The organism is Streptomyces sp. NBC_01428 (assembly GCF_036231965.1).
Classification (GTDB): domain Bacteria; phylum Actinomycetota; class Actinomycetes; order Streptomycetales; family Streptomycetaceae; genus Streptomyces.
Genome location: NZ_CP109499.1, coordinates 5,240,095 through 5,256,684, shown reverse-complemented (window position 1 = coordinate 5,256,684; position 16,590 = coordinate 5,240,095). Strand labels below are relative to the sequence as shown.

The following is a 16,590-nucleotide window of genomic DNA, read 5'->3' as shown; positions in this document are numbered from 1 at the left end:
AGGACGGCCGAACGCACTCCGCCGAGGGACGCACCGGCGCGGGGCCTCAGGTCGTTCGCGCCGTGCCGGTCCCCTTCTCCGCGTCCAGCGCGTACACGCAGCGGTCCTTGCTGCACGCGTAGACCACACCGTCCTTGACGACGGGGGCGCCGGTGATCTCGCCCCCGGTCGCCAGCTTCCAGCGCAGCCGGCCGTCGTCGGCCTTCAGCGTGTAGAGCAGGTGGTCCGTCGAGCCGAAGTGGATGCGGCCCTCGGCGACCGCGGGGGCGCCGACCAGGTCGCCGCCGGCCTGGAAGCGCCACTTGGGGGTGCCGGTCACCGCGTCCAGCGTGTACAGACCCTTGCCGCTGCCCACGTGGACGTGGCCGGCGGCGACGAGGACCGGCTCCACGGAGGCGCGGGACTCGGTGGCGATGCGCCAGCGGTCGCGGCCGTCGGTGGCGTCGAGGGCGTACACGGTGCCCAGGTAGTCGGCGAGGTAGACCCCGCCGCCCGTCACGGCCGGACCCGGCGCGAAGGTGGGCGGGCTGAGGAAGACGGCCGGGGCCTCGAAGTGCCAGCGGACCCGGCCGCTCGCCACGTCGACGGCGAGGACGCGGGTGCCGGCGGAGATGTACACGTAGCCGTCGGGTGCGTGGGTGATCCGCACCGGTACGCCGCCGCAGGAGGCCGCGTCACCGATCGGGTAGGACCAGCGCTCCTCGCCGGTCCGGGCGTCCAGGGCGCGCAGCCGGGCGTCCTTCCAGACGTACACCGTGCCGTCGTGGACGGAAGGGCCCGCCTCCGGCGACTCGAAGTCCGTCTGGGCCCCGCTGATCTCCCAGAGTCTCTGGCCGTTCGAGGCCTCCCAGGCCTGGACGCCGCCGCCGCGCGTGCCGGTGACGACCGTTCCGCGGTCGGCCTTGAGCGAGTACACCCAGCCGTCCGTGGACAGCCGCCACAGGTCTGCGCCCTCGCGGGCGTCGAGCGCGAACAGGGTCGGCCCGTCGGAGGCGTGGATCCGGCCGTCCGCGACGGCCATCGACCAGGCGACGTCCCGGGTCTTGAAGCGGCGGCGGCCGGTCGCCACGTCGAGGGCGTGCACCTCGAAGGAGGTGACGTAGACCAGGTCACCGGCGACCGAGGGCGTACCCCACACGTCGTTCGACATGCGGAAACGCCAGGGGCGCCAGCCGGCGGGAGCGTCGGGCGAGGGGGCCGGCGGAGCGACCGTGGGCGCCAGGTCGGCGCCGTTCACCCCCGCGCGCGGCCGGGACCAGGAGGCCGCGAGACCGGCCTCCGGCGGCGGCGCCTTGACGGCGGCGGCGCGAGCGTCGGCGACGCGCGGGCCGGGCCCGATGGGCACCTTGGCGCCCGCGAGGCGCACCGGACCGGTGTCGGGCGCTCCGACCACGACCGGGGCGTGCGACGGGGGCGGCGGCAGCGCGGGGCGTCCGCCGCCGCTGCGCGCGCCGACGGACGCGGGCTTCACCGGCGGACGGCCGCCGCGGCGCGTCTCGATGAGGCCCACCGCCCGCTCGGGCAGCCACGCCGACGCCGTACCGCTGTCGTCGGAGCCGGAGCCGAAGAGGTGCGGGGCGAGCTGGGCCTGGAGGTCGGCGGGGTTGGGGCGGGCCGTGGCGTCCATCTTCATGCAGGACTCGATGAGCGGGCGCAGCTCCTCGGGGAGCCCTTCGAGGTTCGGTCCCTCGCGGAGCAGCATGAACACCGTCTCGACGGGGTTGGCGCCGTGGAAGGGCGCGTGTCCGGTCGCGGCGAAGACCAGCATCGAGCCGAGCGAGAAGACGTCGCTGGCGCCGGTCACGCTGCGCGAGTCCTTCGCCTGCTCGGGCGACATGTACGCGGGGGTGCCGACCGCGACGTTCGTCATGGTCAGACGGGTGTTCGAAACGCCGGACGCGATGCCGAAGTCGATCACCCGCGGTCCGTCCTCGACCACCAGGACGTTCGACGGCTTCAGGTCGCGGTGGACGAGACCGGCGCCGTGGATCGACTGGAGCGCCTCCGCGACGCCCGCAGCGAGCCAGCGCACCGCCTGGGCCGGGAGCGGCCCGCACTCGTTCACTATTTCCTCGAGCGAGGGGGCGGGGACGTAGGCGGTGGCGAGCCAGGGCACCGCGGCGCGCGCGTCGGCGTCGACCACGGCCGCCGTGTAGAAGCCCGACACGGCGCGGGCCGCCTCGACCTCGCGCGAGAAGCGGACCCGGAACAGCTGGTCCTCGGCGAGTTCCGTCCTGACCGTCTTGATCGCCACGCGCCGGCCGGAGGCCGAGCGCGCGAGATAGACCAGCCCCATGCCGCCGGCACCCAGCCGTCCCAGCACCTCGAACGGCCCGATCCGCCGCGGATCGTGCTGCGTCAGCTGATCCACCACTTGCCTGCCACCTCCCCGTACGGGTCGCGTCATCCACGTGTGAACGCGGCCCAGTGCAGCGTCTCACCACCGCACCGCCGTGGCGGCACGCACCCCGATTCTTCCTGGCCGAGCCACAGGTTGCGAACCCGGACGCGGATCGGGGTGTCTCATGACAAAACACCCGCTCCAGGAGGAGTACGGGCGGTCCGGCCCGGCCGTTCACGGCCGAATGGCGCCCCTCGTCCGGGATGTACCCGGTCCCCCGGTGCCGGATGTCCCGTCTCAGCGTTCGAGGACGGCGAACGACGCACCCTGATTGTCCGTGACCACGGCCACCCGTCCGTACGAGGCGTCGAAGGGCGGCACCTGGACGCGGCCGCCGAGCCGGGTCACCCTCCCGAGCGCCTCGTCGCAGTCGCCGACCCCGAAGTGCACGAGGAAGTGGGGCGGCATCTCGGCCGGGAAGACGCCGGTGACGGGGACGCGGCCGAAGTCGGGGGTCGCGTCGGGCCCGAAGAGGGCGTCGTGGAACAGAGTGCCGTAGAAGCGGTCGACGGTCGCGGTGTCCCGCGCGTACAACTCCGCCCAGCAGAAGGTGCGGCGTTCGTGGCGGCGGCCGAACCCGGCGTGGCTGCCGGGCTGCCACAGGCCGAACACGGCACCCTCGGGGTCCGTGACGAGGGCGGCGCTGCCGAGGCCGCCGGAGGGTCCGGGCAGTTCGGTCGGCGCGGTGATGACGTGTCCGCCCGCCGCCGCGATCCGCCGGGTCAGCGCCCGCGCGTCCGGCGTCGCGAAGTACACCGTCCACACCGTGGGCATACGGCCGTCCCGCTTGGGCGTGAGGCCCGCGACCGGCGCACCGTCCAGCTCCGCCGGAATCATCGGGCCGGCCCCCGCGGTCTCGTCGGCGGCCTCCGGGAACGTCCAGCCGAACAGTTCGCCGTAGAAGCGCTTGCCCGCCCGCACGTCGGGCAACTGGGCGTCGACCCAGCAGGGCACACCCTCGGAGAACCCGGCGACAACGGCAGATTCGGCCATGCGATCAAGCTAACGGCCACGCGCTCATCGCGCAGAGCGGGCGCATCCGCACCGGTGACACCCCTGCGAAGGGCGTCCACAACCCCTGTGACGGACGGCCGCACCCCATTTGCAGTCGGCCGAATCGCGCTCCGATCACCCCTCGGTAAGCTGACGGCATGACAGGACAAGTGCGTACCGTCGACGGCCGCGTGGCCGGACGGCGTGGGCAGGCGACCCGGCAGAAGCTGCTCGACTGCCTCAGCGAGATGCTCAGCTCGTCGCCCTACCGGGATGTCAAAGTCATCGACGTCGCCAGGAAGGCGGGCACGTCGCCGGCGACCTTCTACCAGTACTTCCCGGACGTCGAAGGCGCCGTCCTGGAGATCGCGGAACACATGGCCGCCGAGGGCGCCGGGCTGACCCAGCTGCTCGAAGGGCGCTCGTGGGTCGGCAAAGCCGGCTGGCAGACCGCACAGGAACTCGTGGACGGTTTCCTGGAGTTCTGGCGGAAGAACGACGCGATCCTGCGCGTGGTCGACCTCGGCGCGGCCGAGGGCGACAAGCGCTTCTACAAGATCCGCATGAAGATCCTGAACTCCGTGAACAACTCGCTCACGGACTCGGTGGCCGACCTCCAGGCCAAGGGCAAGGTCGACAAGGACGTGAACCCGGCCGCCATGGCCGGTTCCCTCGTCGCCATGCTCGCCGCGGTCGCCTCGCACCAGAGGGGCTTCCAGACGTGGGGCGTCAAGCAGGCTGAACTCAAGCCGAACCTCGCGCTGTTGGTGCATCTGGGCGTGACCGGGAAGAAGCCGACGAAGTAACTTACCCGACCTTTTTCGCCCCAACTCCTGTCATGCGGGCGGCAGTTCATCTCGGAGGCACACTCCGGCGGACTGCCGCCCGCTGCGCTGTGCGGTGACGGGAGCACACGGCGGCGGTCCGGGCACGGGAGCACACGGCGGCGCTCCGTCCACGGCGTCCGGGCACCGGGCGGGGGCGGCTACGCGGGCGGTGGTCCGTCCACGGCGTCCGGGGTGACGGTCGCCTGTCGCCGGACGATCCTGAAGAGCCGGATCTCCCGGTCCACCCGCGCCTGGTAGGTGGCGTAGGGCGGCCAGAAGGCCAGCGCGGTCCGCCACACCGCGGCCCGTTCCTCCCCCGTGAGGAGCCGCGCCGTCACGGGGATGTCCTCGCCCTTCCAGCTGATGACCGCGTCGGGGTGCGCGAGGAGGTTGGCGGTCCAGGCGGGGTGGCCCGTACGGCCGAAGTTGGAACCGACGAGGATCCAGCCGCTCTCCGGAGCGCCCGCGACCCCCTCGGCGTCCGGCGTCCCCCCGGTGTCCGGTGTCCCCCCGGCGTCGACGGTTCCGCTGGTCCCCCTGGTCCCCCCGGTGGCCACGGCCCCTCCGGCACCCGTCTCGTCCGGGACCCGCGCCGCCCCGGCCTCCGGCATGCAGGCCAGGGGTGTGCGGCGTTCCAGCCCGCTGCGGGCGCCGCGGGCGGTGAGGACGATCCCCGGCAGCATCTGGGCGCTGAGCAGCACCTTTCCCCGGGTCAGGCGGTGCACGGCCCGGTCGAGGGCCGGGATGAGGTGGGGTGCCACCTTGGCGAAGGCCCGCGTCGAGGAGACCCGCTGCACCAGCCGGACCCCGGGCATCCTCCGCGCCCCGGTCCCGGTCCCGACGGCGGCACCGGGCGCCCCTCCGACCGGAGCTCCCCCTCCACGCGCCCCGGCCCCCTCTCCACTCGTACCCCCGTCACCGGTCGCCCCGGGCGACCCTCCGTTCGTCCCCCCTGCGCCCGCCACCCGGGACGAGCCCCCGGCCGGCCCTTCGCCGGCGCCCACCCCGGGCGATCCCCCGCCCGGGCTTTCGCCGCCCTTCACCCCCGGCGCCCCTCCGGCCGGCCCCCTGTCACCGGTCACCCCGGGTGACCCTGCGCCCGGGCCCCCGTCACCGCTCGCCCCGGCCGCCCCGCCACCGGACCGTCCGCTGTCCCGACTCCCCGCACTGTTCACTTCGTCGCCCTCCGCCCCGTCACCACTCGCCTCGTCCGCACCGGATTCCGTAGCGCTCGCGTCGACCTCCGCCTCGTCCTCCCCGGGGCTCCCCGGGCGCCCGGCCGGCGGCATCAGACCCTCACCTCTCCGGCGTCGAAGAGGCGGGCGGTGTCGGCGGCGTGGGCGCGCAGGCGGTGGACGGGGCCGAAGAGGAGTTCGTCGCCGGCGGCGCGCTTGAAGGAGAGGTGGGCGTCGTGCTCCCAGGTGAAGCCGATGCCGCCGTGCAACTGGATGCCCTCGGAGGCGGCGGTGCGCAGGGCCTCCAGCGCCTGGGCCAGTGCGAGTCCGCCCACCCGCTCCGCGCCCGTTCCCGCGGCCCAGGCCGCGTAGTACGCCGCCGAGCGGGCCGCCCGCACGCCCACGTACACGTCGGCGAGCCGGTGCTTGACCGCCTGGAAGGAGCCGATCGGGCGGCCGAACTGCTCGCGCGTCCGCACGTGTTCGACGGTGCGCTCCAGCGCCCGGTCGGCGGCTCCCACGGCCTCGACCGCGAGGACGGCGGCCGCCGCGTCGCCGGTCGCGGCGAGGGCGGCGGGCACGTCGGCGCCTTCGTCGCCCAGCAACTCGGCCCGCACGTCGCGGAGTTCGATCCGCGCCTGGGGGCGGGTCGCGTCGAGCGCGGTCTGCCGTGCGCGGACCATGCCCGCCGCCTCGGCCCGCACCAGGAAGAGCAGGGTCCGGGAACGGGCGAAGCCGCCGGTGTGCGCGGCCACCACCAGCAGCCCGGCGCTGTGTCCGTCCAGGACCTGCGCCGCCTGCCCGTAGAGCCGCCACCCGCCGTCCGCGCGACGGGCCTGGACGCCTCCGGCGCGGCCGTCGCCCGCCCAGTCGCCGCGGTTGTCGTCGACCAGTGCGAGCGCGGTGGCCAGGCCCGCGCCCGGCACGGCGAGGGCGGCGGTCAGCTCACCGGAGGCCAGGCGCGGCAGCAGGGCGGCACGCTGCGCCTCACCGCCGAGGGCCAGGATCAGCGGGGCGGCGAGGGCGGCGGTGGCGAACAGCGGCGTGGGGGCGAGGGCGCGGCCCGACTCCTCGCAGGCCAGGGCGAGTTCGGTCACCGAGCAGCCGATCCCGCCGTAGCGCTCGGGCAGCGCGAGGCCGGGCAGCCCGAGCTGCTGGGCGAGGGTCTCCCAGAGCGCCCGGTCGTGGCCCTCGGGGCTGCGCGCGGCGGCCCGGAGGTCGTCCGGGTCGCACCGTTTGACCAGCACCTCCCGCAGGGTGCGCCGGACCTCCTCCTGCTCCGCGGTGAGACGGGCGTCCATGGGCGAGCTCCTCCCTGGGGCAGCCTGCGGGATCCGCCGATCCCGCAGATCTGACGGGCCGTCATGTTAGGTCGGCCGGTTCCAGATGCACAGGGGTGCGGGCACCTCCCGGCGACCCGGTTATCTGATGTACCGTCAGATTCATGACGCATGCCACCCCGGGCCGGAGCGGTCGCAAGGTCGCCGTCGTCGGCATATCCCTCTCCGACTGCGGTCGCGTGGACGAGGCGACTCCCTACGCGCTGCACGCCCAGGCGGCCCGGCGCGCGCTCGCCGACTCGGGCCTGGACCGCTCGGTGATCGACGGGCTGGCGTCGGCGGGCCTCGGCACCCTCGCCCCCGCCGAGGTGGCCGAGTACCTGGGGCTGCGGCCGACCTGGATCGACTCGACCTCCGTCGGCGGGTCCACCTGGGAGGTCATGGCGGCCCACGCGGCCGAGGCCATCGCGGCGGGCCACGCCAACGCGGTCCTGCTCGTCTACGGCTCCACCGCCCGCGCCGACATCAAGGCGGGGCGGCGCACCGGGAACCTGTCGTTCGGCGCCCGGGGACCGCTCCAGTTCGAGGTCCCGTACGGGCACACCCTGATCGCCAAGTACGCGATGGCCGCCCGCCGTCACATGCACACCTACGGCACAACGCTCGAACAGCTCGCCTCGGTCGCCGTCCAGGCCCGCGCGAACGCCGCCCACAACCCGGAGGCGATGTTCCGCTCCCCCGTCACCGTCGACGACGTCCTGTCGGGGCCGATGATCGCGGACCCCTTCACCAAGCTGCACTGCTGTCTGCGCTCCGACGGGGGCGCGGCGGTGCTGCTGGCGGCCGAGGAGTACGTACGCGACTGCCGTACGGCGCCGGTGTGGGTGCTCGGCGCGGGGGAGCACGTCTCGCACACGAGCATGTCGGAGTGGGCGGACTTCACCGTGTCCCCGGCGGCGGTGAGCGGCCGGCTCGCCTTCGAGCGCGCCGGGGTGCGGCCCGAGGAGATCGACGTCGCGGAGATCTACGACGCCTTCACCTACATGACCCTGGTGACGCTGGAGGACCTCGGCTTCTGCGCGAAGGGCGAGGGAGGCGCGTTCGTGGAGGCGGCGAAGGGGCGGCTCCTGGTCGGCGGGGAACTGCCGGTGAACACCGACGGGGGCGGGCTGTCGGCCCAGCACCCGGGCATGCGGGGCCTGTTCCTCCTGGTGGAGGCCGTACGGCAACTGCGCGGCGAGGTACCGGAGGCCCGCCAGGTGCGCCGGGCCGACGGCACTCTTCCGCAGTTGGCGGTGGCGTCGGGGACGGGCGGCTGGTTCTGCTCGTCGGGCACGGTGGTGCTGGGCCGGGGGTGAGACGGCGTGTGCGGCCGTCCGTCCGGCGACGGCGGGCGTCCGCGCTCCGGGGCGATACTCGACGGCATGGAACCGGATCTTCATGAGCTGCTGAGATCGCTGCGGGTGTGGGACACGGAGCTGCCGGGCTTCGAGCCGGAGAGCGCACCGGCGGACCCGCTGACCCTGTTCGCCCGGTGGCTCGCGGAGGCCGCGGCCGCGGGGCAGACCGAGCCGCACACGATGTCGCTGGCCACGGCGGACGAGGACGGGCTGCCCGACGTCCGCACGGTGATGCTGCACGGCGCGGACGACCGGGGCTGGGCGTTCGCCACCCACGTGACCAGCCGCAAGGGCCGCCAGCTCGCCGCCCACCCGCACGCGGCCCTCGGCTTCTACTGGCCGGCGCAGGGGCGCCAGGTCCGGCTCCGGGGCCCGGTCACCGTCGCCTCGGCCGAGGAGAGCCGGGCGGACCTGCACGCCCGCTCCACGGGCGCGCTGGCCGCGGCCCTGGTGGGCCGGCAGAGCGACGTCCTGCCCTCCCTGGCGGACCTGGACCGCGCGTCGGACGCGGCCTGGCAGCAGGCCGAGCGATCCCCGGACACCCCGGCACCCACCTGGACCCTCTACCGCCTCCACCCCACGGAGGCGGAGTTCTTCCAGGGCGACCCCCGCCGCCGCCACGTACGCCTCACCTACCACCGCACGCCCGAGGGCTGGGCAACGGACCTGCTGTGGCCCTGAGACCCCCGGGGCGACCCCTGGGCCGCGCTAGCTCCGGCCCGCGCCGGCGGTCCCGCTGTCCCGTCCCCGGCCTCCCGTGAAGGCGTAGTCGGCGAAGTCCGCGACCGGGCGGTAGCCGATACGCCGGTAGAGGCCGTTGCTCGTGGCATGGGCGAGGTCGGCGAAGAGCAGGACCTCCTGGGCTCCGGCCGCCCGCGCGGCCCGGCTCACCTCGACGGTGACGGCACCGGCGTAGCCGCGGCCGCGCAGGGAGGCCGGGGTGTAGACGGGGCCGACACGCACCTGGCCGGCGACCGGGGGTGTCGCGCCCGCCATCGCGACCGGGGTGCCGTCGGGCGTCTCCCAGAGGGAGACACCGCCGTAGGAGATCCGGTCGTCGGCCCACTTCCCTCCGTCGCGCTGCGCGGTCCCGCCGATGGCGTCGGCGAAGTCCCGGTACCAGCGGGCGAGCAGCCCCCGGTCGGCTGCGTTCGCCACCCTGGCCCGCCCGGCGGGCACGGGGCCGGGAGGCGTCAGGTCCGCGAGCCGGTACAGCCGTTCGCTGCGGTCCCGTACCGCTGTGGCCCCCGTGCGCCGCCGCCAGGCCTCGGCGAAGGCGCCGCCCGTGTCCGGCTCCGCCATGACGCCGGGCAGCGCGCCGTCCAAGTCCGCGAGCTGCGCGGCGAGGGCGTCCGCGTCCCGCTCGTCCACGGCCGTGAGGTTCAGCCGGTACGGCGGCGTACGGAAGAACGCCCCACGAACGGCACCGCCCCGCTCCAGCACGCCGAAGAGCGGCGGGTCCTCGCCGTACCCGCCCATCCCCCGCCTGCGCAGGGCGTCCGTCACCGTCAGCGGCACCGTGTGCCGCGCGGGCCTCGACCGCAGGAAGTCCCCGGCCCGGCCGAGGAACTCGTCGAGGTCGCGGGTGAGCTGCCAGTCGTACGCCACGGATGTCATACGCGATGATCCCGTGAGCCCGCGGCCGGACGCCTCGGGTTTTTCGGCGGTCGTCCGCCCCCGGGGCCCGCTCCCGCCGGTCTCCGGGAGGCCGCCGGCCGGCCTCACCCCCCGGCCGCCGGCTCCGGGTCCTCCGTGACGCGGCCGTGCAGGTGGACGTCGCGGAACGCGTCGTGGCGGCCTGCCTCGAACATGGCGCCGCGCAGGGTTCCCTCGGCTCGGAAGCCGCAGCGTTCGGCGACGTGGCAGGAGACCTCGTGGCCCAGGGCGTGGCCGAGTTCCAGGCGGTTCAGGGCGAGGTCGTCGAAGCCGTGGCGGGCGGCGAGGGTCAGGGCGCGGGTGGCGACCCGGCGGCCCCGCGCGTCCGGGAGGACCCAGTAGCCGACGCGGGCGCAGCTCATGACGTGGTCGATCTCGTTGACGCCGATGTGGCCCAGGATCTCGCCGCTCTCCGCGTCCGTGACGCAGAACGAGACGTTGGTGCCGTTCGTGGCGCTCGCGATCCGGGACCGCAGTGCCTCCCGGGCGCCGTCGATGTCCCGGACGAACCGGAGCGGGGTGTTCCAGCGCTGGAACTCCGGATCGGTCAGCCCGCGCAGAAACGCCGAGACGTCGGCGTCCGACTCCGCGTCCCAGGGGCGCAGCCGAAGACCGAGCCCGTTCAGCTCGGGAAACGGGTGGACGGCGAACTGTTCGTGGACCTCGGCCATCCAGCCATTGAAACCCCTTCGGCCACCGGGGTCACGTCCGGGGCCGTCCCGGCCCGCCCGCCCCGGCCGGCCGGAAGACGGGGATCCCGGACCGGAACGCGACCTCCAGATCCATCCCGATCCGCAGCTCCGCCTGCTCGCATCCGACGACCTCGGTCATCATCCGGGGCCCCTCCGCCAGGTCGACGACGGCGGCGACGTACGGCACACGGCTCCCGAACGGCGGCAGGTCGTTCCGGTGGACGACGGACCAGGTGTAGAGCGTGGCCCGGCCACTCGCGGGCCGCCAGCCCACGTCCTCGCTCCAGCAGAGCGGGCAGAACTCCCGGGGGTAGTGGTGGACGCGGTCGCAGGCCGCGCAGTGCCGGATCAGCAGCCGTCCCTCGGCCGCGGCGTCCCAGTAGGGGCGGGTGAACGCGTCCACGTCCGGCACGTCGAGGCCGTGCTCCGTCCCCGGCCCGCCCACTGCTCCGCCCACCGCTCCGCTCACCGGAACAGTCCGAGCGCGTCGTCCAGCGACCAGGTCTGCCAGGCCATCCCGAACAGCGCGACGGCCGAGATCAGCGCCATCATCGCGTTCTGCCCCTGCTCCGCCCAGTCGTGGATCATCAGCGTGAAGTAGAGGAGGTTGAGGAGCAGGCCGGCGATCAGGGCGACGGGGGTGAGGAATCCGGCCACCAGGCCGAGCCCGAGGGCCAGTTCGGCGTACACGACGACGTACGCCATCGCTCGCGGGCGCGGGGCGACGACGGTGTCGAAGCCCGAACGCACCGCTCCCCACCGGTGCTTGTGCGCGACGTCCGCCGCCCACGCGATCCCGGTCCCCCGCTCGAACCAGCCCTTCTTGTCCTTGTGCCGCCAGCTCTCCAGCCACCACAGTCCGAGGCCGATCCGCAGCACGGCCAGCCACTCCGCACCGCCGAGCCAGATCGTGTCCATGGAGCAACCTCCCGGGGAACGCCGTGGGTGCAGCCGGCCGAAGCCTTATCTGACGGTACGTCAGTTTCGATGCTCCGGGTGGGCGCGCGCAAGGGGTGGGGCGTGGACGCCCTTGCGGGTCGGGCGTGGACGCCCGTGTGGGCGGGGCGAGTTGGGCCGCACGGTTGGCCGCCCGTGCGGAGTCACCCGCGCGCGACGCACCCGCGCTCCGGCGAAGGGGCCTCGGACGCCACAGCCCCTCGCCCCCCGGCCGACCCGTGGACCCACCCCCCACCTGCCACGATCACCCCCTTCCCGCCCTCCTCCACCCCGATGAGGTGACCTACGCCACCGGCCGCACCCCTCCTCCACCAGCCGTGATCAGTTCGCAACCGATTCCGGTCTTGACCGAGACCTATCAACCGAAGTCGTGATTACGCTCGCGCACATGGCCGACTCGACTGCTTCCACGACATCCCGCCCGGTGCCGTCCCACGAGGACCGCCCCGTGTACGTGATCGGGGGCGGCCCCGGCGGACTCGCCGCGGCGCACGCGCTGCGCGCCCGGGGTGTACGGGCCGTCGTGCTGGAGAAGTCGGACCAGGTCGGGGCTTCCTGGCGGCGGCACTACGACCGGCTCCACCTGCACACCACCCGGCGCCTCTCGGCGCTTCCGGGACTCCCGATGCCGCGCAGGTTCGGACGCTGGGTGTCACGCGACAACGTGGTGCGCTACCTGGAGAAGTACGCCGAGCACCACCAGTTGGAGATCGTCACCGGCGTCGAGGTCTCGCGCGTCGAGCCCGCCCCGGGCGGCGACGGCTGGCTGCTGCACGCCACCGGCGGGCGGGAGCTGACCGGCAGCGCCGTGGTCGTGGCGACCGGCTACAACCACACCCCGCGCATCCCCGACTGGCCCGGCCGCGACACGTACACCGGTGAGCTGCTGCACGCCGGCGAGTACCGCAACCCCGCGCCACACACCGGCCGCGACGTCCTCGTCGTCGGCGTGGGCAACACGGGTGCCGAGATCGCCGTGGACCTCGTCGAGGGCGGGGCCGCGCGCGTACGGCTCTCGGTGCGCACCGCGCCGCACATCGTCCGGCGCTCCACGGCCGGCTGGGCGGCGCAGTTCACGGGGATCGCCGTACGGCGCCTCCCGGTCCGTCTGGTGGACGCGCTCGCCGGACCGATGGCGAAGCTGAGCGTGCCCGACCTGGCCGCGCAGGGCCTGCCCCGGCCCGGCACCGGGCTCTACTCCCGGGTCAACGAGGGGTCCATCCCCGTGCAGGACGTCGGCCTCATCGACGCCGTCCGCAAGGGGAAGGTCGAGGTCGTGGCCGCGGTGGAGGGATTCGAGGACGGCAAGGTGGTCCTCGCGGACGGCGACCGGATCGGCCCGGACACCGTGATCGCCGCGACCGGCTACGACCGCGCCCTGGAGGGTCTCGTCGGGCACCTCGGCGTGCTCGACGGCCGTGGCCGTCCGGCCGTGCACGGCGCGCGCACCCCGAAGAACGCGCCCGGCCTGTACTTCACCGGGTTCACCAACCCGATCAGCGGCATGTTCCGCGAACTCGCCCTGGACGCCGAGAAGATCGCGAAGGCGGTCGCCCGGCACACCCGTTCCGCCCGCCGGGACACCGCGGCCACCACGAGCTGAACCGCTCCCCTTCTCCGCCCTTCATGGAAGGCGCCGTCGCCTCCGGCGAACGCGTCGCGGAGGAGGAGCCGGCCGCGCTGCGACGGCCCGCGGCGCCCCGCCCCGTGCACGGGCGGGGCGCCGCTGTCATGCGGCCCCGGTCAGGAGGCCGCCGTCAGTTCCGCCAGCTTCTGGAACTCGCCGAGGTCGTAGTTGGCGAGCGTCGAGTCGAGGTTCGTGAGCGCGCCGAGCCGCTCGACGAAGCCCTTGGGGTCGTACTCGATCTGCACGGTGACGCGGCTGGTCGTGTCGGTCAGCCGGTGGAAGGTGACCACTCCGGCGTGTTCGACGCCCTCCACGGTGTGCCAGGCGATGCGGTCCTCCGGGATCACCTCGGTGAGCTCCGCGACGAAGTTCTTGTCGGCGCCCGGCAGTTGGAGCTGCCAGGCGAAGCGCTGTCCGTCCAGCCTGTCGACCCGGCGCACGTGACTCAGGAAGGCCGGCCACCGGGTGACGTCGCTCCACAGTGCCCAGGAGACGGAGACGGGGGCCTGGACATCGACGGTTTCGACCAGAGAGGCGGACAAGGCGACTCCTCACAGATTCCGGGCTCCGGACGGAGCGTTCCGGCGGTTCCGAGTACCCGCACCGGGACCACGCATGCGGACCGGGCTGTGCGGAGACCGGCACCAAATCCAGGTAAAGGATTGCCGGAACCAGGCAGTGATCCGGCCGTCGCCGCCGTGTGACGATGCGTCCGTCGCGGCGGATGCGGCAACGGAGGGCGGTGAGGACGCGTGGCCTGGTTCCTTGGTTTCGGTGGCGCGGGGATCGTGCTCCTCGTCCTGTCCCTGGTCCTCGACGGTGTCCTGGAGGGCCTCTTCGACGCCGTCGGCCTCGGCGACGGCTTCCTCGACGGGCTGCTGTCGCTCCCGGTGATCGCCGGGTTCCTGTCCATGTTCGGCTTCGCCGGCGCCATCGCGCTGGGGACGACCGGCTGGGGCGCGGTGGGAGCCGTCGCGATCGGCGTGCCGGCCGGGGGCGCGACGGGCTGGCCGGCGTACCGCCTCAGCCGTGCCCTGATGCGTGACGGGTCGGGCGCGGCACCGCGCGGTGACGACGTGATCGGCGCCGCCGGCTCGGTGGTGACCGCCATCCCGGCCGACGGCTACGGCGAGGTGCTGGTGCGCCTGGCCGGGCAGCCGGTGAAGCTCGCGGCCCGAAGCCGGGTGCCCGTCGCCCGGGGCGCCGAGGTCTGGGTGGAGGCGGCGCTGTCGCAGACAGCCGTCGCCGTCCGCCCCGTCGAACGCTGAGCGACCGCCCCGCTCCGACCGGGCGCGCGGCGCCCGCACACCCGTTTTCCGCACGTTCTGTACCGATCTGCCGTCCCGTGGGGGGCTGAGGGGAACATCATGAGTTCAGTAGCGATCGCCGTCGTCGGAGCCGTCGTGCTCCTCGTCCTCCTCGCGCTGGTCGTCGTCACCCGCTACAAGGTGGCGGGTCCGAGCGAGGCGTTCATCGTCACCGGCCGGCGCGGCAAGAAGTCCACGGACCCGGAGACCGGCCGGATCTTCACCGACAACAGCGGGCAGAAGGTCGTGGTGGGCGGCGGCGTGTTCGTCGTGCCGTTCGTGCAGCAGAAGTTCACCCTCGACCTGTCCTCCCGGCACATCCCCGTCGCGGTGCGGGGCGCGGTCACCCTGCGCGGCGTCAAGGCCCACCTCGAAGGCGTCGCCATCGTCAAGGTCGGCGGCACCGAGGACTCGATCCGCGCGGCCGCGCAGCGGTTCCTGATGCAGCAGGACGGGATCGTCGGCTTCACCCAGGAAGTGCTGTCGGGTGCGCTGCGCGCGATCGTCGGCCGGATGTCGGTGGAGGACATCATCCGTGACCGGGCCGCGTTCGCCGGGCAGGTCGCCGAGGAGGCCGAGGCCAGCCTGTCGGGGCAGGGCCTGGTGCTGGACGCCTTCCAGATCCAGGACATCACCACCGAGGGCTCCTATCTGGAGGACCTCGGCCGCCCGGAGGCCGCGCGCGCCCGGCAGGAGGCCGACATCGCCGAGGCCGTGGCCCGCCGCGCCGCCGAGCAGGCCCGGCTGAAGGCGGAGGAGGAGATCGCGGTCGCGCAGCGGACGTTCGCGCTGAAGCAGGCGGAGATCAAGGCGGAGACGGACGAGGCCTCCGCGCGGGCCGCGGCCGCGGGCCCGCTGGCCGAGGCGGCGCGCCGCCAGGAGGTGCTCGGCGAGCAGGAGAAGGTGGCCGAGCGTCAGGCCGCCCTGACCGACCGCGAGCTGGACACCAAGGTCCGCAAGCCCGCCGACGCCGCCCGCTACCAGGCGGAGCAGGAGGCCGAGGCCCGCCGCATCGCCCTGGTCAAGCAGGCCGAGGCGGACGCCCAGCGCTCCCGGCTGACGGGTGAGGGCGAGAAGGCGCACCGCGCCGCGCTCGCCGACGCGGTCCGGATCGAGGGCGAGGCCGAGGCCGCCGCGATCGGCGCCAAGGGGGCCGCCGAGGCCGAGGCGATGCGCAAGAAGGCCGACGCCTTCGCCCAGTACGGTGACGCGGCCGTGCTGCAGATGCTGGTCGAGGTGCTGCCGCAGGTCGTCGCCAAGGCCTCCGAGCCGCTGAGCGCCATCGACAAGATGACGGTCATCTCGACCGACGGCGCCTCGCAGCTCTCCCGCACGGTCGCCGACAACGTCGCCCAGGGCATGGAACTCCTCAACTCCACCACCGGGGTCGACCTGGCCGCGCTGCTCAAGGGCATCACCCGGCGGACGGACGGCGAGCAGCCCGCGAACACGGCGTCCGCCGAGGCGAACGGCAGGATCGAGATCGCCGGCTGACGCGGCCAGGACGTCACGGGCCCGGGCGGCTGCCGAGCCGCCCGGGCCCGTCGCGTTCCCCGGGTCCCCGCGCAGGTCGGGGTCCCCGCGCAGGTCGGACGGTGGGCTGTCGTCCGAACGGGGGAATCACGGGTCTCCGGCCAATCCCCGGCGCGTGCCGTACCGGAGTCATCGATGAGGGCCCGTCGAAGGTGGGGCCCGTCGGCCGTGCCCAGACTTCGCACGCCGCACGTCGGTATCTCCGGTGAAGGCCCGAGATCTCCGGCCCGACGCCGCTGACGGGGTGGCGCGGACCGGACGGTCCCCGTGGTCCCGGCCCGGGCGGCGCAGTACGCCGCCCGGGCCGGGGCCGCGTTCACGGGGACTCGTGCGGGTGGCGGAATCGGCACCGCCACCCGCAACGTCCCCACCGCGATCCGACGCGCGCAAGCACTCCGCCGCGATCCGACGCGCGCAAGGACTCCGCCGCGCTCCGTCACGCGGAAGGACTCCGCCGCGTCCTGAGCGGCCGGTTCTCGCCCGCCGGGGCGCCTTCCCCGCTGCAACCGACCCGCCCCGCACGCCACTTGCGCATCGATGGCAACAACGGCGCGCCTCCCCGAACGGCCTAAGGGCCGCCCCCGTGTCGGCATCGGAATCCCGGACGGTTCCCGGCCTGCCGACACCGCTCCCACCTGTGAATTCTCTGTGGGAGCGGCGCGGGTGACGCGATGTCGGGCAGGGCGGCGCGAACTTCCGGGGCGCTCGGCGTGCTTATCTGCGGCTTGCGCAGCGATGCGTG

The 16,590-nt window shown here is 74.2% G+C and carries 15 protein-coding genes; 6 read left to right on the top strand and 9 right to left on the bottom strand.

The window, feature by feature from the left end; all coding sequences use genetic code 11:
- Window positions 1-46: 46 nt before the first annotated feature.
- Window positions 47-2,374, bottom strand: a complete 2,328-nt coding sequence (locus OG406_RS22865; RefSeq protein WP_266847919.1) for a serine/threonine-protein kinase — start codon at window positions 2,372-2,374, stop codon at window positions 47-49.
- 264 nt (window positions 2,375-2,638) lie between these two features.
- Window positions 2,639-3,394 (bottom strand): VOC family protein, encoded by a 756-nt coding sequence (locus OG406_RS22860; RefSeq protein ID WP_267051100.1) that lies wholly within the window; start codon window positions 3,392-3,394, stop codon window positions 2,639-2,641.
- A 158-nt stretch (window positions 3,395-3,552) separates the two neighbouring features.
- Here OG406_RS22860 and OG406_RS22855 point away from each other — a divergent pair, with 158 nt between their 5' ends.
- Window positions 3,553-4,200 carry a TetR family transcriptional regulator gene (locus OG406_RS22855; RefSeq protein ID WP_081217837.1) on the top strand — a complete coding sequence of 216 codons (648 nt, stop codon included), beginning with the start codon at window positions 3,553-3,555 and terminating at the stop codon, window positions 4,198-4,200.
- Between the two features lie 179 nt (window positions 4,201-4,379).
- On the opposite strand, the gene OG406_RS22850 is transcribed toward OG406_RS22855, so the two are convergent.
- A complete protein-coding gene (locus OG406_RS22850; protein WP_329187487.1) occupies window positions 4,380-5,036 on the bottom strand; it encodes a nitroreductase/quinone reductase family protein in 657 nt (218 codons plus the stop codon).
- A 473-nt stretch (window positions 5,037-5,509) separates the two neighbouring features.
- Entirely contained in the window at window positions 5,510-6,697 is a 1,188-nt protein-coding gene (locus tag OG406_RS22845) for an acyl-CoA dehydrogenase family protein (protein ID WP_329187486.1), read from the bottom strand.
- A 143-nt stretch (window positions 6,698-6,840) separates the two neighbouring features.
- On the opposite strand from OG406_RS22845, the gene OG406_RS22840 reads away from it, so the two are divergent.
- Entirely contained in the window at window positions 6,841-8,034 is a 1,194-nt protein-coding gene (locus OG406_RS22840; RefSeq protein ID WP_164371557.1) for a thiolase C-terminal domain-containing protein, read from the top strand.
- 66 nt (window positions 8,035-8,100) lie between these two features.
- On the top strand, window positions 8,101-8,757 hold the full coding sequence (locus OG406_RS22835; RefSeq protein ID WP_329187484.1) for a pyridoxine/pyridoxamine 5'-phosphate oxidase: 657 nt from the start codon (window positions 8,101-8,103) through the stop codon (window positions 8,755-8,757).
- Between the two features lie 27 nt (window positions 8,758-8,784).
- Here the strand turns inward: OG406_RS22835 and OG406_RS22830 are convergent, their stop codons facing one another.
- The 4 genes from OG406_RS22830 to OG406_RS22815 all read right to left on the bottom strand — a co-directional run bounded on the left by OG406_RS22830 (window position 8,785) and on the right by OG406_RS22815 (window position 11,342).
- Entirely contained in the window at window positions 8,785-9,693 is a 909-nt protein-coding gene (locus OG406_RS22830; protein ID WP_329187482.1) for a GNAT family N-acetyltransferase, read from the bottom strand.
- Between the two features lie 104 nt (window positions 9,694-9,797).
- Window positions 9,798-10,403 (bottom strand): GNAT family N-acetyltransferase, encoded by a 606-nt coding sequence (locus OG406_RS22825; protein ID WP_164371554.1) that lies wholly within the window; start codon window positions 10,401-10,403, stop codon window positions 9,798-9,800.
- Between the two features lie 31 nt (window positions 10,404-10,434).
- Window positions 10,435-10,881 carry a Zn-ribbon domain-containing OB-fold protein gene (locus OG406_RS22820; RefSeq protein ID WP_329187479.1) on the bottom strand — a complete coding sequence of 149 codons (447 nt, stop codon included), beginning with the start codon at window positions 10,879-10,881 and terminating at the stop codon, window positions 10,435-10,437.
- 8 nt (window positions 10,882-10,889) lie between these two features.
- On the bottom strand, window positions 10,890-11,342 hold the full coding sequence (locus tag OG406_RS22815; protein ID WP_081217843.1) for a DoxX family protein: 453 nt from the start codon (window positions 11,340-11,342) through the stop codon (window positions 10,890-10,892).
- A gap of 427 nt (window positions 11,343-11,769) precedes the next feature.
- Here OG406_RS22815 and OG406_RS22810 point away from each other — a divergent pair, with 427 nt between their 5' ends.
- The gene (locus OG406_RS22810) at window positions 11,770-12,984 is read left to right on the top strand and encodes a flavin-containing monooxygenase (RefSeq protein WP_329187477.1); all 1,215 of its coding nucleotides are present in this window, start codon (window positions 11,770-11,772) and stop codon (window positions 12,982-12,984) included.
- Window positions 12,985-13,124: 140 nt separating this feature from the next.
- Here the strand turns inward: OG406_RS22810 and OG406_RS22805 are convergent, their stop codons facing one another.
- On the bottom strand, window positions 13,125-13,550 hold the full coding sequence (locus tag OG406_RS22805; protein ID WP_329187475.1) for an SRPBCC family protein: 426 nt from the start codon (window positions 13,548-13,550) through the stop codon (window positions 13,125-13,127).
- Between the two features lie 210 nt (window positions 13,551-13,760).
- On the opposite strand from OG406_RS22805, the gene OG406_RS22800 reads away from it, so the two are divergent.
- Both OG406_RS22800 and OG406_RS22795 read left to right on the top strand, forming a co-directional pair.
- On the top strand, window positions 13,761-14,276 hold the full coding sequence (locus OG406_RS22800) for a hypothetical protein (RefSeq protein WP_329187473.1): 516 nt from the start codon (window positions 13,761-13,763) through the stop codon (window positions 14,274-14,276).
- Window positions 14,277-14,375: 99 nt separating this feature from the next.
- A complete protein-coding gene (locus tag OG406_RS22795; protein ID WP_164371550.1) occupies window positions 14,376-15,809 on the top strand; it encodes a flotillin family protein in 1,434 nt (477 codons plus the stop codon).
- Window positions 15,810-16,590: the final 781 nt, after the last annotated feature.